Genomic DNA, 21,950 nt, shown 5'->3' on the forward strand with positions numbered 1-21,950 from the left:
GGGGCGGTTCAGCGCGATGCGTGGAAAATGCGTCCCAGACTGCCGGGCGCGCCGAGCGCTCGGGCCCCGCGGCCCCGGGAAATCAGCACCAGCACCACGATCGTCGCCAGATAGGGCAGCATCGACAGGTACTGCGCGGGAATATCGACGCCCGCGCCCTGGATATGCAGTTGTGCCACCGTGACCCCGCCGAACAGATAGGCGCCCGCCATGGCGCGGCCAGGCCGCCAGCTTGCGAAGACCACGATGGCGAGGGCGATCCAGCCCCGTCCCGCTGTCATGCCCTCCGACCACAGCGGCGTGCGCGCGATGGACAGATACGCGCCGCCGATCCCGGCCATGGCCCCGCCGAACATGATGGCCAGCATTCTGACCCGCACCACCGGAAAGCCGATGGCGTGGGCCGCGTCGTGGTTCTCGCCAACCGCGCGCAGGATCATGCCCGCGCGCGTATCGTTCAGAAACCATGCGATGGCGATCACCATGACGATCGACAGGTAGAACAGGGCTTCATGCGCAAAAAACAGCGGTCCCAGAAGCGGCATGTCGCTCAGTCCGCCGATCTCCAGCCGGGGCATCGCCGGTACCGAATACCCGGAATAGCCGAGCCCGAGCAGGGCCGAAAGACCCAGCCCGAAGATCGTGAGCGCCAGTCCGGTGGCCACCTGATTGGCCAACAGGATCTGGGTCATCACACCGAAGATCAGGGCCATCGCTGTGCCCGCGCCGGCGGCGATCAGCACGCCCAGCAGGTGCGACTGCGTCTCCGCCGTCACCACGAACCCGGCGATGGCACCGACGATCATCATGCCCTCGACACCCAGGTTCAGCACGCCGGCGCGCTCCACCACCAGTTCGCCCAGTGCGGCGAACAGCAGCGGCGTTGCAGCCAGCATCATGCCGATGACGATATCGACGGCCAGTTCCATCAGCCGGCCTCCAGCTTTCGCGCGCCCAGGCGCAGGCGGTAGCTGGCCAGCAGATCCATGCCCAGCAGGAAGAACAGCAGCATGCCCTGAAACACGCTGGTGATGGCGCTGGGCAGTTGCATCTCGATCTGTGCGGCCTCGCCGCCGATGTAGGTCACGGCGATGACGATGGCAGCCAGCACGATGCCGACGGGGTTCAGGCGGCCCAGAAATGCGACGATGATCGCTGTAAAGCCATATCCGGCGGGCAGGCTGGGTACCAGCTGCTCGACCGGGCCGGCGACCTCGAACGCGCCGGCAAGCCCGGCAAGCCCGCCCGAGACTGTCAGGCAAAACCAGATGATTCGCTTCTCCCCGAAACCGGCGAAGCGTGCGGCGCGCGGCGACTGGCCCAGCAGCCGGATCTGGAAGCCGACGACGTGCCGGCCCAGCAGCAGCCAGCCGATCAGGGCCACGACCAGGGCGATCGGAAAGCCCACATGGGCGCGCCCGTCCTCGAACAGCAGCGGCATCAGGGCGTTGTCGTGAAAGATACGGCTTTCGGGGAAGTTGAAGCCGTCCGGATCGCGCAAGGGGCCGGTGACCAGCGCGCTGAGCAGCAGCGCCGCGACATACACCAGCATCAGGCTGACCAGAATCTCGTTCGCGCCGAAGCGCGTTTTCAGGAACGCCGGGACTGCCGCCCAGGCCATCCCGCCTGCGATGCCCGCCACCGACATCAGCGGCAGCAGCCACCAACCCGAAACGTCATAGAAGGCGAGCGCGACCGCGCTTGCGGTGATCGCCCCGATGATGAACTGGCCCTCGGCACCGATGTTCCAGACCTCGGCCCGGAACCCGAGCGACAGCCCCACCGCGATCAGGATCAGCGGCGCGGCCTTCACCATCAGTTCGGATATCTGATAGGCGTCCGAGAAGGGCGAGAAGAAAATCACGCCGATCGCCCGCACCGGATCCTGGCCCAGGATCGCGAACAGGATCAGCCCGGACAGGATGGTCAGCACCACCGCCAGCGCCGGCGTCAGATAGACGAGAGCCGTCGAGGGCTCGGTCCTGCGCTCCAGCCGGATCACGCCGCTGCTTCCCCCTGCGCCTCGATGATCCCGCCCATCATCAGGCCGATCTCCTCCACCGACAGGTCAGCGGTCGGTCGGGCTTCCGAAAGCCGGCCCTCCGACAGGATGGCGAGCCGGTCGCTGATCCGGCGCAGCTCGTCCAGATCCTGGCTGATTACCACCAGCGCCGCGCCCGCCCGGGCCAGCTGGTCCAGCGCGGTATGAATGTCGGCAGCGGACCCGGCATCGACACCCCATGTCGGCTGCGCGACGATCAGCACGCCGGGGTCCTGCATGACTTCCCGGCCCACGACGAATTTCTGCAGGTTGCCGCCCGACAGGCTGCCCGCCGCCGCGCCGGCGCCGGATGCGACCACCCGGAAGCGCTCGATGATTTCGCCGGCGAAGGCCGCCGATCGCAGGAACCGAAGGAAGCCGCGATGCACCAGGCCGCGTTGCTGACGGCTTGCGATCATCGTGTTTTCGGCCAGGCTCATGGTCGCGACCGCGCCGTGGCCCAGACGCTCTTCGGGCACGAAGGCCATGCCCAGTCTGCGACGCCGGACCGGACCCATCTGGCCGATGGCCGTGCCGTCCATGACGATCGTGTCGTTGTCTGTCAGACGTTCGCCGATCAGCACTTCCATCAGCTCCGCCTGCCCGTTCCCGGCAACGCCGCCGATGCCGAGAACTTCTCCCGCACGGACATCCAGTGCGATGTTCTTCAGGCTGGTGCCGAAGGGGTTGGCCGCGGGCATCGACAGCCGGTCGATCTTCAGGCGCACGTCCCCGACCGGTGCCGGGGATCGGACCCGGTCGCCCAGCGCCGATCCGATCATCATGGCCGCCAGGGACGCGGCGGTTTCCCGTGCGGGGTCGCAGGTCGCCACCACCTCGCCACGCCGCAGCACGGTCGCCGCGTCGCAAAGTGCCCTGATCTCATCCAGCTTGTGAGATATGTACAGGACCGAACAGCCTTTTTCCTTCAGCCGTCTCAACACCGCGAACAGACGCTCGACCTCCTGCGGTGTCAGCACGGAGGTCGGTTCATCCATGATCAGCAGCTTCGGATCCTGCAGCAGGCAGCGCACGATCTCGACACGCTGTTTCTCGCCGACGGAGAGATCGTCCACCCGTCGGGCCGGATCGACCCTCAGCCCGTATTCGGCGGAAACCGACCGGATGCGGTGCTCCAGGTCGGGGCCGACTCGTTCTGCAGGCAACCCCAGGGAAATGTTCTCGAACACGGTCATCGCCTCGAACAGCGAGAAGTGCTGGAACACCATGCCGATACCGGCGTCGCGCGCGTCGGCCGGCCTGCTCGGGCGATAGCGGTTGCCTTCGACTATCATGCTGCCGGTATCCGGCTTCATCACGCCGTAGATGATCTTCACCAGCGTCGACTTGCCCGCACCGTTCTCGCCCAGCAGGGCGTGGATGCTGCCGCGATCCACGCTCAGGGCGATGTCGCGGTTGGCGGCAACCCCGGGGAAGGACTTTCCGATACCTTCCAGATGAAGAAATGGCGTGACGGTCATGGGTCGCTTTTCCCACGGCTGCGGTGATCTGCGCAAGCGGCGCGACGGGGCTGGCACATTGACAGGAACCGCAGGCGGTCCTACTCGAATTACAGAGAAGAAAGAAACTTTTTCAAACGGGGGACACACGGCATGGACGTCAAGGGCAAGAAGGCCATCGTATTCGGCGGCACATCGGGTATCGGTCTGGCTGCTGCGAAACAGCTCGCCGCGAAGGGCGCGCAGGTTGTCGCCGTCAGCCGGAACCCCGATCGCGCAGGCGATCTGCCGCAAGGCATCACCACGGCAAAATGCGACGTCCGGGATTCGGATGCGCTGACCGCCCTGTTCAAGCAGCACGCGCCGTTCGAGATCCTGGTCAGCGCCGCCACCGGTGGCGACCGCGCGGTCGGACCTTTCCTGTCGATGGAGATGGAGGGCTTCAAGGCCAGCTTCGACAAGATGTGGGGCTATGCCAATGTCGTGCGGTTCGGCACCGAGCACATGACGGACGATGGCAGCATCGTCCTGGTCAGCGGCACGCCCGCGCGCAACGCCAAGCCCGGTCAGATCGCCATCGGGTCGGTCGGTGGGGCGGTCGAACAGTTCGTTCGCACGGTCGCCGTCGAACTCGCGCCGCGTCGCATCAACGTGGTGGCACCGGGCATGATCGATACGCCGATGGTCGCGCTGGAAGGCAAGGCCCGCGAGGAGTTGTACACCAATGCGACCGCGAACCATCTGATCCCGCGCGCGGGCAGGCCCGAGGAAGTCGCCCACGGCATCCTGTTCGTGATCGAGAACGACTTTGTTACCGGCACGACAGTCGATGTCGATGGCGGCTGGCTGCTGTCGTAGCACCGCCCTGACATGTCGTTTGTCCGGTTGCGCCGCATCCGGATATTCGCCAGAGTGACGATGCAACGGTTTCACCGCAGCCGAACGGCGAGGTGGATGACAAGGGAACACGGTGCGGCGTACCCAACAGGGACCAAGACCGTGGCTGCCCCCGCAACTGTAAGCGTCCGGGTCACTCCAAGACGCCACTGGCCTCATGGGCTTGGGAAGGCGGAGTGATCTGACAGGGACGCGAGCCAGGAAACCTGCTGTTGCATGGAATGGAACCAATTGTCCGCCGGTGGGGCGGAGAGGGAGCAGAACAGATGATTTCACGGATTTCACGCGCCGGGCTGGGCGCATTCACGGTCTCGATGCTGGCGGCGGGCGCGGCACAGGCGCATCATCCGCTGGGCGGCGGTACGCCGGAGACCTTCATGCAGGGCTTCCTGTCCGGCATCGGCCACCCGATGATCGGCATCGACCATTTCGCCTTCATCGTCGCGGTCGGCCTCGCAGCCGCCTTCTCGGCGAAGCGCCTGCTGACGCCGCTGGCCTTTGTCGTCGCGACCATGATCGGCTGCATGCTGCATGTTGCCGGGATCATGCTGCCGCTGCCGGAACTGTTCATCTCCGCGTCGGTCGTGGCGCTGGGTGCGTTCGTCCTGTCGGGCCGCAAGATGGCACTGCCGGGTCAGCTCGGCTTCTTCGGTCTTGCCGGTCTTTTCCACGGGTTTGCCTACGGCGGTGCCATCATCGGTGCGGAATCGACACCCCTGGTCGCCTACCTGGGCAGTTTCGCCGTCACCCAGTATCTGATCGCGCTCGGCGCGATGCTGCTGGTGACCACGGTCTGGAAGGCCGCCGATTCGAAGGCGATTCAGCCGCGTATCGCAGGTGCGCTGGTCGCCGGCGTCGGCTTTGCGTTCTTCTTCGAGAACGTCGAAGGCATGATCCTCGGCTGATCGCCCGCCGATCCGATATCGCCTCCCCCGGCAACCGGGGGAGGCATTTCTGATTCTCAAGACTTGGGAGACCGGGAATGAACAAGATTCCCGCGACCGTCGTTACCGGGTTCCTCGGAGCCGGAAAGACGACGCTGATCCGTCATCTGCTGCAGAACGCGAACGGCAAGCGCATCGCGCTGATCATCAATGAATTCGGCGATCTGGGTGTCGATGGCGAGGTGCTGAAAGGCTGCGGTGAGGAAACCTGCCGCGAGGAGGATGTCGTCGAACTCGCCAACGGCTGCATCTGCTGCACGGTTGCCGACGATTTCGTGCCGACCATGACGGCACTGCTGGCGCGTGAGAATCGGCCTGACCACATCGTCATCGAAACGTCGGGACTCGCGCTGCCGCAACCGCTGGTAAAGGCGTTCAACTGGCCCGACGTGCGGAACCAGGTCACCGTCGACGGCGTCGTCACCGTCGTGGACGGCCGTGCCGTCGCCGATGGCCGGTTTGCCCATGACGAGGCCGCGCTGGATGCGCAGCGGTCGGCCGACGAGATGCTGGATCATGAAACGCCGCTGTCGGAGCTGTTCGAGGATCAACTCGGGTGTGCCGATATCGTGGTCCTGAACAAGTCGGATCTGATCGATGAAACCGAACTGGCCCGGGTGATGCACGAACTGGGGCACGACATGCGCGACGGTGTGCGTGTCATCCGATCCAGCCACGGCGAGGTACCGACGGCCGCCCTGTTCGGGCTGGGCATGAGCGCCGAGGACGATGTCGTCAATCGTCCGACCCACCACGAACGCGAAGGCGCTGAGGATCACGACCATGATGACTTCGACAGCTTCGACGTCACGCTGGACGAGGTTCCTGACCCGAAGGCCTTCGCCGAGCACGTCGCCGATGTCATTCGGCGTCACAATATCCTGCGTCTGAAAGGCTTTGTCGCTGTCGCAGGCAAGCCGATGCGGCTGGTCGTGCAGGCCGTCGGTCCGCGCATCGACAGCTATTTCGACCGCCCCTGGAAGGCGGATGAAGCGCGCGCCACGCGGCTTGTCGTGATCGGCGAGACCGGGTTCGACCGCGCGGCGATCGAGGCCGACCTGAAGGGCTGATGCACCTCCTTCAGGCTCAGCCGGGGGCGATCGAGGATGGCGAGGAAGCCATCGATCTGGCGCAGACGCCCGCCGATGTGCTGCTGCTGACGGCTGCGGACACCGAGATCGCGGCGCTGGCGGGCGCGCGTGCGGAACTGGGTGCGGATGCGCCCACGCTGCGCCTGGCCAACCTTTCATTTCTGAAGCATCCCATGTCCGTCGATCTGTTCGTCGAGAAAACGGTGACCGGATCGCGCATGGTTGTCGGGCGGTTCCTTGGCGGTGTCGGTTACTGGTCCTACTGCATCGAGGAAATCCAGCGCGCGTGCGCCGAACGGAACATTCCGTTCGTCTGTCTGCCCGGCGACGACAAGCCGGACGCCGAGCTGACCGCACTGTCCAGCGGCGACAAACGGACGGATGAGCTGCTCTGGCGCTACCTGACCGAGGGCGGTCCGGCCAACAGCCGTCACTTCCTGCAGGCCGCAAGGGCCATGCTGGACGGGGGTGCAATGCCGCCGCAGCCGAAGCCGCTCCTGCGGGCGGGCTTGTACCGGCCGGGCAGGGAGGCACCGTCCGTCGGCGAGGTCTGTCCTGATCCCGACCGGCCTTCCGCCGCCATCGTCTTCTATCGGGCACTGTTGCAGGGCGGTGCCACGGCCCCCGTTGACAGGCTGGTCGAGGCACTGGAAAGGCGCGGCATCCAGCCGGTGCCGGTATTTGTTTCAAGCCTGAAGGATCCGCTGTCGGCGGAAGTGCTCCGCGACCTGATGGCCGAGGCCACCGTCGATATCGTGCTCAACCTGACCGCCTTCGCCGTCGGCAAGCCGGGCGAGGCGGACGGTTCGGCAGAGATCGTGCCGACCGTGCTGGAAGCCAACGACACGCCGGTGCTGCAGATCGTGTCGGGATCCAGCACAGCCGAAGTCTGGCGGGACTCGGCACAAGGGCTGGGTCCGCGCGATATCGCCATGCATGTCGCCCTGCCCGAAGTGGATGGCCGGGTGCTGACCCGGGCGATCTCCTTCAAGGCCGAAGCGCGTTTCGATACGGACGTGCAATGCGGAATCGTGACGCCGGAGCCGGTGCCGGGCCGCGTGGATTTCGTGGCCGATCTGGCAGCGAACTGGGTCAGGTTGCGCCGCACCCCCATAGCGGGCCGCAAGGTCGCCCTCGTGCTGGCGAACTATCCGAACCGGGACGGACGGCTGGCGAATGGCGTCGGCCTCGATACGCCGGAGAGTGTCGCGGGCGTGCTCAGGGCGCTCGACAAGGCGGGCTACAATGTGACGGGTTGGCCAGCCGATGGTCGTTCCTTGATGGACGCCGTTCTGGCAGGGCCCACCAATTGGCTCACCGACCGCGTCGAGCGGACCGGCGGCGTGGTCCTTTCGTCAGAAGACTACCTGGCCTTTCTGGAAACGATCCCTGCCGAAGCGCGTGCACGTGTCGATGAACGCTGGGGCGCACCGGAAGACGATCCGTTCTTCGACGCAGCGCGCGGCGGATTTGTACTCTCGGCGCTGGAATACGAAAACGCGGTGGTCGCGATCCAGCCGGCGCGCGGTTACAACATCGACCCCAAGGACAGCTATCACAGCCCCGATCTGCCGCCGCCGCACGGATATCTGGCATTCTACGCCTGGCTACGGAAAAGCTTCGGTGCCGATGCCATCGTGCATTTGGGCAAGCATGGCAATCTGGAGTGGCTGCCCGGCAAGGCGCTGGCGCTGTCCGACGCCTGTTTCCCGGAGGTCGCGCTGGGGCCGGTGCCGCATCTCTATCCGTTCATCGTCAACGATCCCGGCGAGGGCACGCAGGCGAAGCGGCGCAGTTCCGCCGTGATCATCGATCACCTGACGCCGCCCATGACCCGCGCCGAGACCTACGGTCCGCTGAAGGACCTCGAAGCGCTGGTCGATGAATATTATGACGCGGCGGGGCTGGACCGGCGGCGACTGGAACATCTGCGCAAGGAGATCCTTTCGCTGGTCCGGACGGAGAATCTCGACGCGGACGCGGGGATCGATAGCGGCGATGCGCCCGACGACGCGTTCGCCAAGCTGGACAACTACCTCTGTGAGCTGAAGGAAGCCCAGATTCGCGACGGCCTGCACATCTTCGGTGCGTCACCGGAAGCGGAACAGCGCCGCGATCTGCTGGTGGCGCTGGTGCGTGTCCCGCGCAAGGGTGGCGCATCGCTGCATCGTGCGATTGCGGCTGACCTGAACCTCGGCTTCGACCCGCTGGACTGCGAGATGGGTGCGCCATGGTCCGGACCGCGTCCGGTAGAGCTGCAGTCGGTTTCGGATGAACCCTGGCGGACCTTCGGGGATACCGTCGAGCGCATCGAGGAACTGGCGGCAGGGCTTGTGGAACTCGCGACAGGGTATGGTGCCGTTCCGGGGCTTGACCCCGGAACCCAGCGCGTCGTTGCGACCGGACTGGGCAGCGGGATCAAGTCCCGCTATGGGCATATGCAAGGCACGGATGCAGTGCTGGCTGAACTTCAGGACCATGTCGCGCCAACCCTCGATGCCTGTGGTACTGCCGAGATGCGGGGGCTGCTGCAGGGGCTGGATGGCCGCTTCGTACCGCCGGGTTCGTCCGGCGCACCGACCCGGGGACGGCTGGACGTGCTGCCGACGGGCCGGAACTTCTTTTCCATCGACAGCCGCGCGATGCCGACCGAGGCCGCGTGGACGCTGGGCTGGATGTCGGCCAGCCGACTGATCGAGCGGCACATGCAGGATCAGGGTGACTATCTGCGGGCCGCGGCCCTGACGGCATGGGGCACCTCAAACATGCGCACGGGCGGCGATGACATTGCGCAGGCGATGGCCCTGATCGGCGTGCGACCGACATGGGAGCCCGCGTCGCGGCGCGTGACGGGTTTCGAGATCATTCCCGCATCCGCGCTAGGGCGTCCCCGTGTGGACGTGACCCTGCGCATCTCGGGCTTCTTCCGCGACGCTTTCCCGACGCAGATCGACCTGTTCGATTCCGCCGTACGGGCTGTGATGGCGCTGGACGAAGCGCCGGATGACAATCCACTGGCGGCGGCCTACCGCCGTGATGTGGCCGGTCTGGTCGATGAGGGCATGGATCACGATCAGGCGCAGCGACGCGCGGGCTTCCGCATCTTCGGTTCCAAACCCGGTGCCTACGGTGCCGGACTGCAGGCGATGATGGATGAACGGCTCTGGGACGACGAAGGCGACCTGGCCGACAGCTTTCTGAACTGGGGCGGCTATGCCTACGGGTCGGGGGCGGATGGCGCGCGGGCGCGTGGCGCGCTGGAAACGCGTCTTTCCCGGGTGGAGGCCGTGGTGCAGAATCAGGACAACCGCGAGCACGACCTGCTGGACTCGGACGACTATTACCAGTTCGAGGGCGGACTGACGGCGGCGGTGACGCATCTGAAGGGCGACGCGCCGGTCACCTATCATAATGATCATTCCCGGCCCGAACGTCCGGTCATCCGCACGCTGGACGAGGAAATCGGGCGTGTGGTCCGCTCCCGCGCCGCCAACCCGAAATGGATCGCGGGCGTCATGCGGCACGGCTACAAGGGCGCGTTCGAGATGGCGGCGACCGTGGATTACCTGTTCGCCTTCGCCGCAACGACACGCGCCGTGAAGTCCCACCATTTCGATCTGCTCTGGCGGGCCTATCTGGACGATGACGATGTGCGGGATTTCATTGCCGAACACAATCCGGCAGCATTGCGTGAAATGGCAGACAAGTTCGACGAGGCGATGGCGCGGGGCTTCTGGCATCCGAAGGCAAATGATGTACGGGGCCGACTGGAGCAGTTGAAACATGGATGAGGCGTTTCGGTCCCCTCGATCTTTTCCGGGATCTGATCCCGGAAACCAGACCGGGATCGACGCTGAACTGGGTTCCGGGATCAAGTCCCGGAACGGAAATGTGTTTGGGGAGCCAACATGACCGACGAGCGAAACACGAACGAGCGCCACAATGAAAAAATGGCCAAGAAGAAGGCCGCGCGCGACAAGATCATGGCCGCGAAGACCGGCGAGAAGGGCCTGATCGTCGTCCACACCGGTAAGGGCAAGGGCAAGTCGACGGCGGCCTTTGGCATGATCTTCCGCTGCATCGCGCACGACATGCGCTGTGCCGTGGTGCAGTTCATCAAGGGCGGCATGGATACGGGCGAGCGCCGCCTGATCGAGCAGAAGTTCTCCGACATCTGCTCGTTCGACACGATGGGCGAGGGGTTCACCTGGGAGACGCAGGATCGCGCGCGCGACATCGCCAATGCCCGCGCCGCCTGGGAACGGGCGAAGGAACTGATCCTCGATCCCGAGATCCGGATGGTGCTGCTGGACGAACTGAACATCGCGCTGCGGTACGACTACATCCCCGTGGAGGAGATCGTGGCCTTCCTGCGCGACGAGAAGCCGGAGATGACCCACGTCGTCATCACCGGCCGGAACGCCAAGGATGAACTGCTGGAGATTGCGGATCTGGCGACCGAGATGACCCAGCTGGCGCACCCGTTCCGCGACGGCATCAAGGCGCAGCAGGGGGTTGAATTCTAGAGGGGTCCTGTCGTCGCCTGAATCGCCGGCTGCCGGGCGGTCGCCCCCGTTTTGTCCGCGGCCTTACCAACACGCGCGGCGTTTGCTGAAGCCACCGCTGCCCCCGCACGGCGGCGGGGGTGACAGCCTGCGTGCTTGAGCGTTTCAATCAGATGCTGGAACGCTTTGGGTTTGGTGTCTGCCGACCATCAACCCGGTCAGGGCATCCCGCATGGCTTCGGTCAGTTCTGTCGGTGCCGAACCGGTCAGGAAAACTATGGTGCCGAGAGCGGTTGCCACGCAGAGATCGTCCTTGAAGATGCCCTGGCCCACGGTCAGCGAGGTTCGCCCGATCCGGGCGATACCCGTGCCGATCTGGACCTCGCCGGGATAGTGGCTTTCACGCAGGTAGTTGACCGTAACGGAGGCGGCGATGAACCGTTCGCCTTCGCCGGCCAGCGGACGGATGAAGCGATCCATCAGATCCAGCCGCCCGGTTTCGGCATAGGCAGCGTAGGCCACATTGTTGATGTGGCCGGCCTGATCCGTATCGCTGAAGCGGACCCGGTCCGTGATCCAGAGCGTGTAGGCCTCGGCCCGGGTCAGATCGGGCAGGGCCGCACCTTTCGCCGCCATCAGACGGTCCAGGTCGTGCCCGAATGCAGCAGTTCCTCGATCGAGTTGATTTTCGCCGATGACCGGGCGACCTCGTTCTGCTGGGTCACGGCGGCCTCGTAGGTCGTCTCGGCGGGGTTGTTGTAGAGCACGCCGATGGCGACGGGGAAGTCCGGACGATCCATGGCCGCCAGCATCTGGGCCAGCATCAGGTTGGTCTCGTCGTGAACGATGATGTCGTCCAGCGTAACGCCGTCAACACCGATTTCGACCACGGAAAGGCGCAGGGTCTTCGGGTCCAGACGCAGGCCCGTGCTGTCATCCGGTCCGAACGTCAGCGGTTCGCCGTGCTTCACGTGGATCTGCGCATCGACTGCGATCGACTTGTCCACGACATTGTCGAAGATGCCGTCATTGTAGACGATGCAGTTCTGCAGGATCTCCACGAACGAGGCACCCTTGTGGGCGTGCGCGCGCTGCAGCATGCCCGGCAGTTCCTTCTGGCCGCGATCAATGCCGCGTGCCACGAAGCGCGCACCGACGCCCAGCGCGGTCACGCAGGCGGACAGGGGCGAATCGACCGAACCGGCGGGCGTGGAGGGAGACCGGGTTCCCTTCCGCGACGTCGGTGACGCCTGGCCCTTGGTCAGGCCATAGATCTCGTTGTTGAACAGCAGGTAGTTCACATCGACGTTGCGCCGCAGCACATGCATCAGATGGTTGCCGCCGATGGACAGGCCGTCGCCGTCGCCCGACACCAGCCAGACGTCCAGTTCCGGCTTGGCGAGCTTGATGCCGGTCGCGAAGGCCGGCGCGCGGCCATGGATGGTGTGGAAGCCATAGGTGTCGACATAGTAGGGAAAACGCGCCGCGCAGCCGATGCCGGAGACGAAAACGACGTTCTCCGGTGCGGTGCCGATGTCGGCCAGCGCCTTCTGGACGCCCTTCAGGATCGCGTAGTCACCGCAACCGGGACACCAGCGCACTTCCTGATCGGTGGCGAAATCCTTCGCCGTCAGCTTGATCGCGGTCTGGTCGTTCATTGGGTCGCTCCCAGTGCATTCTTGATGGCGCCCTCGATCTCGCTGATCTTGAAGGGCATGCCCTGAACTTTCGTCAGGGGCTCGATATCCAGCACATATTCGGCACGCAGCACGGTCGAAAGCTGACCGTGATTCATCTCGGGGCAGATCACCTTGTCGAAGCCCCGCAGCAGATCGCCGAGGTTCGACGGCAGCGGCCAGATGTGCCGCAGGTGGATATGACTGACGTCGCAGCCCTGGTCGCGCATGTTGCTGACCGCGCGGCTGATGGGGCCGAAGGTCGATCCCCAGCCGATGATCGCCAGCTTGCCGCCGTCATTGCCCTGATCGACGGCCTGCTGCGGAATATGTTTGGCGACGTTGGCGATCTTCTGGTGGCGGACGTCGGTCATGCGCTGATGGTTCATCGGCTCATAGGAGATGTGGCCGGTATCGAAGTCCTTCTCGATCCCGCCGAGGCGATGTTCCAGGCCGGGCGTGCCCGGAATGGCCCAGACCCGCGCAAGGGTCTCGGGATCGCGCAGGTAGGGCGAGAACCCTTCCGGGTCGGTGTGGTGCTTGACCGGGAACTTCTCGTAGGTGCTGAAGTCCGGGATCGACCAGGGCTCGGACGCGTTCGCGACGTAACCGTCGGTCAGCAGCATGACCGGCGTCATGAACTGGACGGCCAGGCGGCAGGCCTCGATCGCGGTGTCGAAACAGTCGCCGGGACCGTTGGCGGCCAGCACGACCAGCGGGCTGTCGGCGTTGCGACCGAAGACCGCCTGATACAGGTCCGATTGCTCCGTTTTCGTCGGCAAGCCTGTCGAGGGGCCGGCGCGCTGTGAGTTGACGACGACCAGCGGCAGTTCGGTCATGATCGCGAGGCCGATGGCCTCGGTCTTCAGGGCGATGCCCGGCCCCGACGACGATGTCACGCCAAGCTGGCCGGCATAGGAAGCGCCGATGGCGGAGCAGACGGCGGCGATCTCATCTTCGGCCTGGAACGTCGTGATCCCGAACTGCTTGAGGCGGGACAGGGTATGCAGCAGCGACGAGGCGGGCGTGATCGGATAGGAACCGAAGAACATCGGCAGTTCGGCAAGCTGTGCGCCTGCGACCAGACCCCAGGCCAGGGCTTCGGCCCCGGCGATGTTGCGGTAGCGGCCCTTGGTCAGTTCGGCCTGCTGGACGGTGTAGCCCAGAATCTCGCCGGGCAGTTCCACCGTCTCGCCATAGGCGTGTCCGGCGTTCAGCGCGGCGATGTTGGCGGCTGCAAGATCGGGCTTGGACTTGAACTTCGCGGTCAGCCAGTCCACGGACGGCTTCCGGTCGCGTCCGTACATCCAGTAGATCAGGCCCAGCAGCCACATGTTCTTGCAGCGCAGGCCGTCCTTGTTGCCCAGCCCGAATTCCTTGACCGCTTCCAGCACCATCTTCGACACGTCGATCTCGATGACCTGATAGCCGTCCAGCGAGTCGTCCTCCAGCGGATTGCTCTCGTATCCCGCCTTGCGCAGGTCGCGATCCTTGAAGGTGCCGCTGTCGACGATCACCAGGCCGCCCTCGCGCAGGTTGTTGATATTGACCTTCAGGGCTGCCGGGTTCATGGCCACCAGAACATCCGGCTGATCGCCGGCGGTCAGGATCTGGCGTGACCCGAAATTGATCTGGAACGCGGACACGCCGAACGTGGTGCCGACGGGCGCGCGGATTTCCGCCGGAAAGTCGGGGAATGTCGCCAGATCGTTGCCGGTCAGGGCCGTCGAGTGGGTGAACTGGGTACCGGTGAGCTGCATGCCGTCACCGGAGTCGCCAGCAAACCTGACGACGACGGACTCCAGAACCTCACGATTGCCCTCGCGCGGTTCGATAACCTCAGCCGTATTGGACATGGATTTTTTTCTGCCTGATCGCTGTAACGAATACACGCCCTCCCCGGCGCGGCAGCCGTCACGGAATCGGGGTCAGCAACAACTGCAACACGCAACATAAGGCGCGGACCCGCCAGCGGCAACGGCCAGCTGTAACAATCCGGCGTGAGTGCGGAATGGTGCTGTTCTCAAAGGACTTTCGGGCTTAGGTTCCCCGCATGAATGACAGCAGTGACAAGGGCGATGCGCCGAAAGGCGAAAGAATCGCCAAGCGGCTTGCCCGTGCAGGTGTCGCAAGCCGTCGCGAGGTCGAACGCATGATCGGCGAGGGGCGGGTCCGGCTGAACGGCGAGAAGCTGAACACCCCGGCGGTTCTGGTCGGCGCGGACGACCGGATCGAGGTGGATGGCAAGCCCGTGGGCGCCGCGGAACCGCCGCGGCTCTGGCGCTATCACAAGCCCGCCGGGCTGGTCACGACCGCACGCGACGATCACGGACGGCAGACCATCTACGACCAGTTGCCCAAGCGTCTGCCGCGCGTCATGTCTGTCGGCCGGCTGGATCTGAATTCCGAGGGACTGCTGCTGCTGACCAACGACGGGGGGTTGAAGCGAACCCTGGAACTGCCCGCCACGGGCTGGACCCGGGTCTATCGCGTGCGGGCCTTCGGTGGCGTCCAGCAGGAACTTCTGGATGATCTGCGGCGCGGAATCACGGTCGACGGCGAGAAGTTCGCGGGTATGGAAATCGATGTGGAGAAGACCTCGGGCCGCAACTCCTGGCTTCGCGTTGCCATCAAGGAAGGCCGTAACCGTGAGGTGCGCCGGGCGTTCGATACCATTGGCCTGACGGTCAACCGGTTGATCCGCGTCAGCTACGGGCCGCTGACGCTGGGCGATCTGCCACCGGGCCGAACGGTCGAGGTGCCGGGCTTCGAGATGCGCAAGATGCTGCGCGGGGTGTTCGATCTGCCGAGGACGCGCGATGCGGATCGTCGGCGGTAAGTCCCGCGGCCTGAAGCTGGCCGGATTCGACGTCAAGGGCATTCGCCCGACCACGGACCGGATCCGCGAGGCCCTGTTCAACATTCTGGCCCACGACGCGGACCTGCGCAGCGACGCCGGACCGTTTCCCGCAGGCGCACGGGTGCTGGATGTCTTTGCCGGTACGGGCGCGATGGGGCTGGAGGCGCTGTCGCGGGGCGCGGCGCATGTGGCTTTCATCGAGAACGGCCCGGAGGTGTTGAAACTGCTCGATGCCAATATCGAACGGTCGCGCGCCGTTGCCGCGACCGAAATCGTGCGCCGCGATGCGACCACGCCGGGCCGCGCGCGTCGCGCATTCGACCTGGTGCTGATGGACCCGCCCTACGGTCAGGGGCTTCATGCGACCGCGCTGCGGGCTCTCGACGAAGGCGGGTGGCTGGCGGACAGTGCGCTGACGATCGTCGAAACCGACCGGCGGGATGCCTTCGATCTTCCGGCGGGTTTCGAACAGACAGGTCAGCGGGATTATGGCCGGACCCGCCTTGCGTTCCTTCGCCGCGTTCAAAATCCTGACTGAACGACCATGTGACCTGTATCGGTGCCGGAGAATGCACCGGATGCAAGTAACAGGAGTACAGTCATGAGTGATGCCATTTATCGCAAGGTCGAGGTTGTCGGCTCGTCGAAGAAGAGCATCGAGGATGCCATCGAGGGTGCCGTCAAACGGGCCAGCAAGAAGCTGCGCAACGTCGAATGGTTCGAGGTGATGGAAACCCGTGGCCACGTCGAGGACGGCAAGGTCGCCCACTATCAGGTTGTCGTGAAGGTCGGCTTCCGCATGGAATAGCGACCGTCGCTAATCGAAGGCAGGGCGCGGGTCGCTGTCCAGGATCGCGAACAGAAGATGGTCCTGCCAGCGCCCGTTGATCCTGAGATACCGGCGCGCGTAGCCTTCCTCGGTGAAGCCGCACTTGCGCAGCAGATCGGCGCTGGGCCGGTTTCCCGGCAGGCAGGCGGCTTCGACGCGGTGCAGTCCCATGTCGCCGAATGCCCATTCGATCGACAGGCTGATCGCCGCGGCCATGACCCCCTGGCGTGCAAACCGGCGTCCGACCCAGTATCCGGCTGATGCGGACTGCGTGACGCCGCGCCTGACGTTGGAGAAGGTGATGCCGCCCATCAGCTGATTGTCGGCGTTCGAGAAGATGAAGAAGGCATAGGCCTGGTCGGCGCGGGCATCGCGCTGATAGAGCCGGATACGTCTGCGGAAGCCGAGTCGGGACAAGGCATCGGCGGGCCATGTCGGTTCCCATTGCTCAAGAAAATCTCGGCTTTCGGCGCGCACTTCGGCCCACATGCGCCAGTCGCTGCTGATCGGCGGACGCAAATGAAAACGCGGCCCTCTCAGAACCGGTCTCGCATCCTCACTTGTCATGCCTGCGAACATTCTGCACGTGTCTCTGGATCATACCCGGACGCAGTGTAGCACGAACCGGTTACCGGAACCTCTTCGCGAAAGCATCTTCCGGCTCAAGGTGCGACGCAGGTCCGATCACGGCCACAGCCGGGGTGCAACCGCCATCGAACAGCCGCGACGCCACCCGGCGGATGGCGGCCTCGTCGACCTGATCGACCTTCTGGAGCATGTCTGCCGTGATCTGGGGCGTGCCATAGATCAGCGTCTGGCGCGCGATCTGTTCCAGACGCGCCGATGAACTTTCCAGCGCCATCACCATGCCGGCCTTGATCTGCGAGCGGGAGCGGGCGATCTCCGCCTCGGTGACGTCGGTGGCCGTCCGCCGGATTTCGTCCACCAGAACGGGCTGCAACTCAGCCAGGTCCTCCGGTGCGGTGGCCGCATAGACACCGAACATGCCGCCATCCATCATCGACCCGGCGAAGCTGAAGACCGAATAGGCGAGGCCGCGGTTTTCGCGCACTTCCTGGAACAGGCGCGAGGACATGCCGCCGCCCAACAGGCTGGACAGTACCTGAACCGCGGTGAAGTCGGGATCGTCATAGGCCACGCCCTCGACGCCGAAGGTCAGGTGTACCTGCTCGATCGCGCGGTCGTCGACGATGCGCCCGCCTTTCCAGACGCCGGGCTCCGGGGCATCCATGGGGGCATCCGCAACATCGCCGAAGCGATCCTCGGCCATCTTCAGAAAAGCCTCGGCATCCACCGCGCCCGCCGCAGCCAGCACCATCCGCGAGGCGCAATACCCGCGGTCCATGAAACCGCGCAACTCATCTCTGTTGAACCTGCCGACGCGCTCGGGCCTGCCCAGGATCGATCGGCCGGCCGCCTGATCCGGATAGGCGGCTTCCTGCAGATTGTCGAAGACCAGATCGTCCGGCGTGTCGTTGACCTGCGCGATCTCCTGTCGGACCACATCGCGTTCGCGTGCCAGTTCGTCTTCCGGAAACGTCGAGTTCAGGACGATATCCGCGATGATGTCGGTGGCGAGATCCAGATCTTCCTTCAGCGCGCGGGCGTAATAGGCGGTCTGTTCGCGGCTGGTGTAAGCGTTGATATAGCCGCCGACGCCTTCAATCTCCTCCGCGATCGCACGCGCGGACCGGCGTTCGGTGCCCTTGAATGCCATGTGCTCCAGCATGTGGGCCACACCGTTCTCGTCGGCGCGTTCATGCCGGCCGCCGACATCGACCCAGACGCCGACCGAACTCGTCTCGACGTGGGGCATCGGGGCGACGGCGACGCGCAACCCGTTTGGCAACGTATGCAGATGCTGGCTCATCGGCTCACCGTCGCGCGTTCGATCATGAATTTCTGCAGCGCCGGCAGGTCATTCGGCAGATCCGACGACCGTTCCGTCCGTTCCATCAGATCGCCGACCCGCGCGGGCAGGGCGGGGCGCTGGCCGATGGCCTTTTCGACAGCGTCGGGAAACTTTGCCGGATGCGCGGTGGCCAGGCTGATCACCGGCGTTTCAGGATCGACGAAACCGCTGCCGCGCGCGATACGCGCGGACGCCGTGCCGACCGCCGTGTGCGGATCGATGATCTCTCCGGTCTCGGCAAAGACGCGGCTGATCTCGTCGAGGGTCATCTCCTCGTCCACCCGGGCAGAGGCGAACTGCTGCTGCATCTGCCGGAAGGCCGCGCCTTCGATCGCAAAGCCGCCCGACTGCTTCAGTGCGTCCATCATGCCGCGCACGCGGGCACCGTCGCGCCCCACCATCTCGAACAGCAGCCGCTCGAAATTGGAGGCGACCTGAATGTCCATCGACGGGCTCATGGTGGCCGTGACGCCCTGGGTGGCGTAGCGACCGGTTTCGACAAACCGGTGCAGGATGTCGTTCACGTTCGCGCCGACGATCAGGCGTCCGATATCGGCACCCATGGCACGGGCGATGTGTCCGGCAAAGACATTGCCGAAATTCCCCGACGGCACCGAATAGACGATCTTCCGTTCGGTCGATCCGCCCAGCGCCAGCGCGCCATGCACGTAATAGACGATCTGCGCGGCGACACGCGCCCAGTTGATCGAGTTCACGGCGGAAAGGCGCATCCGGTCGCGGAAGGCCAGATCCCCGAACGCCGCTTTCACCAGCGCCTGGCAATCGTCGAAGTCTCCGTCGATCGCGATGGTGTAGACGTTCGGTTCGTCGACGGTGGTCATCTGCCTCCGCTGGACCTCGGAGACGCGGCCCTTTGGAAACAGGATGAAGATATCGACCGCATCGCAACCCCGGCAGCCCTCGATGGCCGCCGATCCCGTGTCGCCGGAGGTCGCGCCCAGGATGGTGACCCGCTCGCCGCGCGCCTTCAGCGCATGGTCGAAAAGCTGCCCCAGGATCTGCAGCGCGAAATCCTTGAAGGCCAGCGTCGGGCCCTGGAACAGTTCCATCAGCCAGTCGTTCGGGCCGATCTGCTTCAGCGGCGCGACGGCCACGTGATCGAAGCCACCATAGGCCGACCGGGTCATGTCGCGCAGGTCGGATTCGCTGACGGCATCGCCGGTGAACATGGCCAGCACACGCGCGGCCAGGTCGGCGTAGTCCAGATCGGCCAGCCTGGCCCGGTCCAGCGCGGGCACGGTCTTCGGAACGTACAGACCGCCATCGCGGGCCAGCCCGGTCAGCAGGACGTCTTCGAAGGACAGATCGGGGGCCTCGCCCCGGGTGCTCTGATAGATCAAGATGGATGCTCCGGCATTTCTCGGGGCGTTCTAGAGCATTTGCACATGTGCAGGAACCGTCTGTTTCGCCGTCAGAGTTCCAGATGCCCCTCGATCAGAATCTGCGTTGCGCCACCGATCAGGATACGGTCCGGATTCCCGGCATCGCGACGGATGTGGATCCGGCCCTTCCGCCCGATGACCTGTCCCTGTGAGACCAGCAGATCCCTGTTCAGCCGTTCTTCGGCGTGCATCCAGCGGGCGATGGCGGCGTTCAGCGATCCGGTGATCGGGTCTTCGCTCATACCGCTCGACGGGGCGAGCATGCGGGTTTCGTAGTCGCATTCGGACCCTGCCGGGTATGGGCCGATCAGGCCGATGGCCTTGAAGTCGGGCCAGCGGACCTTCGATGAATCGACCGCCAGCACATCTTCGGCGCTCGCCAGCTCCAGCACCTGCCAGACCGGTCCGTTTTCCAGGGCGGCACTGCGCACGATGCAGGCAGGATCGATCCGCAGCCGCTCGGATATGCGTCTCTGTTCCGCCGGATCCATGGGCCGGATGTCCGTGGGCGGTGCGGCGAACGCGGGGACATCGCCGCGAATGTCGATCTCGACCAGACCGACGCCACACATCTGCCGCACCACGCCCGGCGTTCCCGGCGTGCCGCCCGTGTGCAGCCAGGCCGCGCAACTGCCCAGGGTGGGATGACCGGCGAATGGCATCTCCCGCGTCGGTGTGAAGATCTTCAGCAGATAATCCGCCCGGTCATCCTCGGGCGGCAGGATGAAGGTCGTCTCCGCCAGATTGGTCCAGGCAGCGAACCGCTGCATCGCTTCATCCGAAAGCCCTGCCGCATCGAGTACCACCGCCAGCCCGTTGCCGCGTGTGGGCTCCGACGTGAAGACATCGCACTGGATGAATCGCCTGCGCATGGCTGTTTGTCCCTTACCGATGGTCCGCTTTCTCCGTGCGTTCATCTTTGACCGCTGATAGGCTCCGCGCCAGATTATTCATGCCATTCAAGCTGGGGGATCACGCCATGAGCATTCAGCAGAACATCCCGAACGATCTCGACGCCTTCTGGATTCCGTTCACGCCGAACCGCCAGTTCAAGAAGGAGCCGCGCATGCTGGTCGCGGCCAAGGACATGCACTACACGTCGGCGGACGGGCGGCAGATCCTGGACGGCTCGGCGGGTCTCTGGTGCGTGAACGCCGGCCATGCCCGCGAGAAGATCGTGGAAGCGATCAAGCACAACGCCGAGACGCTCGATTTCGCGCCGTCGTTCCAGTACGCCAATCCGATGGCCTTCGAACTGGCCACCAAGGTGGCCGAACTGACGCCGGGCGATCTGAACCGCATCTTCTTTACCAATTCCGGTTCCGAAGCCGTCGATACGGCGCTGAAGATCGCGCTTGCCTATCACCGCGCGCGGGGCGAGGGCCACCGGACCCGGCTGATCGGGCGCGAACGCGGCTATCACGGGGTGGGGTTCGGCGGCATTTCGGTCGGCGGTATCGTGAAGAACCGCAACGTGTTCGGATCGCTGCTGGCCGGTGTCGACCACATGCCGCACACCCACGACCTGAAACGCAATGCCTTCACCAAAGGCATCCCCGAACATGGCGCGGAACTGGCCGACGAGCTTGAGAACATCCTGACCCTGCACGATCCGTCCACGGTGGCGGCGGTGATCGTTGAGCCGATGGCCGGTTCGACCGGTGTTCTGGTGCCGCCGAAGGGCTATCTCGAACGGCTGCGCAGCATTTGCGACAAGCACGGCATCCTGCTGATCTTCGACGAGGTGATCACCGGATTCGGGCGGCTGGGCACGAATTTCGGTGCCCAGCGGTTCGGCGTGACGCCGGACATGATGACCATGGCGAAGGGGCTGACCAACGCCGCCGTGCCGATGGGGGCCGTCGCTGCGCGGGAAGGCATCTATGACACCTTCATGACCGGCCCCGATCACATGATCGAACTGTTCCACGGCTATACCTATTCCGCGCATCCGATGGCCTGCGCAGCGGGGATCGCGACGCTGGACCTCTACAAGGAAGAGAAGCTGTTCGACCGGGTGGCGGAGCTGGAGGACTACTGGCAGGAGGCCGTGCACGGCCTCGCCGACGCGAAGAACGTCATCGATATCCGCAACATCGGACTGGTGGGGGCCATCGAACTGGCACCGCGCGACGGCGAACCGACCAAGCGCGGCTTCGAAGCCATGATCAAGGCGTTCGAGAAGGGGGCCATGGTGCGCGTCACCGGCGATATCATCGCCCTGTCGCCGCCCTTCATCATCTCGAAAGATCAGATCGACGAACTGATGGTGACGGTCCGCGAGGTGCTGTCCGAGATCGACTGACGACCG

At 64.9% G+C, this 21,950-nt stretch carries 19 protein-coding genes and 1 riboswitch; of the genes, 9 read left to right on the forward strand and 10 right to left on the reverse strand.

Annotated elements, in window-relative coordinates:
- Nucleotides 1-8 precede the first annotated feature (8 nt).
- The 3 genes from ACN0X7_RS01000 to ACN0X7_RS01010 are packed head-to-tail and all read right to left on the reverse strand — an operon-like array spanning nt 9 to nt 3,522.
- A complete protein-coding gene (locus tag ACN0X7_RS01000) occupies nt 9-929 on the reverse strand; it encodes an ABC transporter permease (protein WP_417513171.1) in 921 nt (306 codons plus the stop codon).
- The gene (locus ACN0X7_RS01005) at nt 929-2,002 is read right to left on the reverse strand and encodes an ABC transporter permease (RefSeq protein ID WP_417513173.1); all 1,074 of its coding nucleotides are present in this window, start codon (nt 2,000-2,002) and stop codon (nt 929-931) included. The genes ACN0X7_RS01000 and ACN0X7_RS01005 overlap by 1 nt, the downstream gene beginning before the upstream one ends.
- The gene (locus tag ACN0X7_RS01010; RefSeq protein ID WP_417513175.1) at nt 1,999-3,522 is read right to left on the reverse strand and encodes an ABC transporter ATP-binding protein; all 1,524 of its coding nucleotides are present in this window, start codon (nt 3,520-3,522) and stop codon (nt 1,999-2,001) included. The genes ACN0X7_RS01005 and ACN0X7_RS01010 overlap by 4 nt, the downstream gene beginning before the upstream one ends.
- Nucleotides 3,523-3,654: 132 nt before the next feature.
- Here ACN0X7_RS01010 and ACN0X7_RS01015 point away from each other — a divergent pair, with 132 nt between their 5' ends.
- The 5 genes from ACN0X7_RS01015 (at nt 3,655) to cobO (ending at nt 10,959) form a co-directional block, all read left to right on the forward strand.
- Nucleotides 3,655-4,359, forward strand: a complete 705-nt coding sequence (locus tag ACN0X7_RS01015; RefSeq protein WP_417513177.1) for an SDR family oxidoreductase — start codon at nt 3,655-3,657, stop codon at nt 4,357-4,359.
- Nucleotides 4,360-4,408: 49 nt separating this feature from the next.
- Nucleotides 4,409-4,627, forward strand: a riboswitch (cobalamin riboswitch).
- A gap of 37 nt (nt 4,628-4,664) precedes the next feature.
- Nucleotides 4,665-5,303: a HupE/UreJ family protein gene (locus ACN0X7_RS01020; RefSeq protein ID WP_417513179.1), complete on the forward strand. Its 639-nt coding sequence runs from the start codon at nt 4,665-4,667 to the stop codon at nt 5,301-5,303.
- Between the two features lie 77 nt (nt 5,304-5,380).
- On the forward strand, nt 5,381-6,412 hold the full coding sequence (gene cobW, locus ACN0X7_RS01025) for a cobalamin biosynthesis protein CobW (protein WP_417513181.1): 1,032 nt from the start codon (nt 5,381-5,383) through the stop codon (nt 6,410-6,412).
- Nucleotides 6,412-10,224 carry a cobaltochelatase subunit CobN gene (gene cobN, locus ACN0X7_RS01030; RefSeq protein ID WP_417513183.1) on the forward strand — a complete coding sequence of 1,271 codons (3,813 nt, stop codon included), beginning with the start codon at nt 6,412-6,414 and terminating at the stop codon, nt 10,222-10,224. Before cobW ends, cobN begins: the two co-directional genes overlap by 1 nt.
- 117 nt (nt 10,225-10,341) lie before the next feature.
- Complete coding sequence (gene cobO / locus ACN0X7_RS01035) at nt 10,342-10,959, forward strand: cob(I)yrinic acid a,c-diamide adenosyltransferase (RefSeq protein WP_417513185.1); 618 nt, start codon at nt 10,342-10,344, stop codon at nt 10,957-10,959.
- A 144-nt stretch (nt 10,960-11,103) separates the two neighbouring features.
- Here the strand turns inward: cobO and ACN0X7_RS01040 are convergent, their stop codons facing one another.
- The 3 genes from ACN0X7_RS01040 to ACN0X7_RS01050 are packed head-to-tail and all read right to left on the reverse strand — an operon-like array spanning nt 11,104 to nt 14,470.
- Nucleotides 11,104-11,574 carry an acyl-CoA thioesterase gene (locus ACN0X7_RS01040; protein ID WP_417513187.1) on the reverse strand — a complete coding sequence of 157 codons (471 nt, stop codon included), beginning with the start codon at nt 11,572-11,574 and terminating at the stop codon, nt 11,104-11,106.
- Entirely contained in the window at nt 11,574-12,596 is a 1,023-nt protein-coding gene (locus ACN0X7_RS01045) for a 2-oxoacid:ferredoxin oxidoreductase subunit beta (RefSeq protein ID WP_417513189.1), read from the reverse strand. Before ACN0X7_RS01045 ends, ACN0X7_RS01040 begins: the two co-directional genes overlap by 1 nt.
- Nucleotides 12,593-14,470 carry a 2-oxoacid:acceptor oxidoreductase subunit alpha gene (locus tag ACN0X7_RS01050; RefSeq protein WP_417513191.1) on the reverse strand — a complete coding sequence of 626 codons (1,878 nt, stop codon included), beginning with the start codon at nt 14,468-14,470 and terminating at the stop codon, nt 12,593-12,595. The genes ACN0X7_RS01045 and ACN0X7_RS01050 overlap by 4 nt, the downstream gene beginning before the upstream one ends.
- 197 nt (nt 14,471-14,667) lie before the next feature.
- Here ACN0X7_RS01050 and ACN0X7_RS01055 point away from each other — a divergent pair, with 197 nt between their 5' ends.
- The 3 genes from ACN0X7_RS01055 to ACN0X7_RS01065 all read left to right on the forward strand — a co-directional run bounded on the left by ACN0X7_RS01055 (nt 14,668) and on the right by ACN0X7_RS01065 (nt 16,282).
- Nucleotides 14,668-15,453, forward strand: a complete 786-nt coding sequence (locus tag ACN0X7_RS01055; RefSeq protein WP_417513193.1) for a pseudouridine synthase — start codon at nt 14,668-14,670, stop codon at nt 15,451-15,453.
- Nucleotides 15,434-16,012: a 16S rRNA (guanine(966)-N(2))-methyltransferase RsmD gene (gene rsmD / locus ACN0X7_RS01060; RefSeq protein ID WP_417513195.1), complete on the forward strand. Its 579-nt coding sequence runs from the start codon at nt 15,434-15,436 to the stop codon at nt 16,010-16,012. Before ACN0X7_RS01055 ends, rsmD begins: the two co-directional genes overlap by 20 nt.
- Before the next feature lie 63 nt (nt 16,013-16,075).
- Nucleotides 16,076-16,282: a dodecin gene (locus tag ACN0X7_RS01065; protein ID WP_417513197.1), complete on the forward strand. Its 207-nt coding sequence runs from the start codon at nt 16,076-16,078 to the stop codon at nt 16,280-16,282.
- A gap of 9 nt (nt 16,283-16,291) precedes the next feature.
- Here the strand turns inward: ACN0X7_RS01065 and ACN0X7_RS01070 are convergent, their stop codons facing one another.
- From ACN0X7_RS01070 to ACN0X7_RS01085, 4 genes are all read right to left on the reverse strand, one after another.
- Nucleotides 16,292-16,870 carry a GNAT family N-acetyltransferase gene (locus tag ACN0X7_RS01070; protein ID WP_417513199.1) on the reverse strand — a complete coding sequence of 193 codons (579 nt, stop codon included), beginning with the start codon at nt 16,868-16,870 and terminating at the stop codon, nt 16,292-16,294.
- 61 nt (nt 16,871-16,931) lie between these two features.
- A complete protein-coding gene (locus tag ACN0X7_RS01075) occupies nt 16,932-18,194 on the reverse strand; it encodes a M16 family metallopeptidase (protein ID WP_417513201.1) in 1,263 nt (420 codons plus the stop codon).
- Complete coding sequence (gene thrC, locus ACN0X7_RS01080; protein ID WP_417513203.1) at nt 18,191-19,597, reverse strand: threonine synthase; 1,407 nt, start codon at nt 19,595-19,597, stop codon at nt 18,191-18,193. The genes ACN0X7_RS01075 and thrC overlap by 4 nt, the downstream gene beginning before the upstream one ends.
- A gap of 71 nt (nt 19,598-19,668) precedes the next feature.
- Nucleotides 19,669-20,511, reverse strand: a complete 843-nt coding sequence (locus ACN0X7_RS01085; protein ID WP_417513205.1) for a PhzF family phenazine biosynthesis protein — start codon at nt 20,509-20,511, stop codon at nt 19,669-19,671.
- Between the two features lie 107 nt (nt 20,512-20,618).
- Here ACN0X7_RS01085 and ACN0X7_RS01090 point away from each other — a divergent pair, with 107 nt between their 5' ends.
- Nucleotides 20,619-21,944, forward strand: coding sequence for an aspartate aminotransferase family protein (locus ACN0X7_RS01090; RefSeq protein WP_417513207.1), 1,326 nt, complete (start codon nt 20,619-20,621; stop codon nt 21,942-21,944).
- The last annotated feature ends 6 nt before the right edge of the window (nt 21,945-21,950 follow it).

It is taken from the genome of Minwuia sp. (genome assembly GCF_048263705.1).
In the GTDB taxonomy this organism is placed as follows: Bacteria; Pseudomonadota; Alphaproteobacteria; order Minwuiales; family Minwuiaceae; genus Minwuia.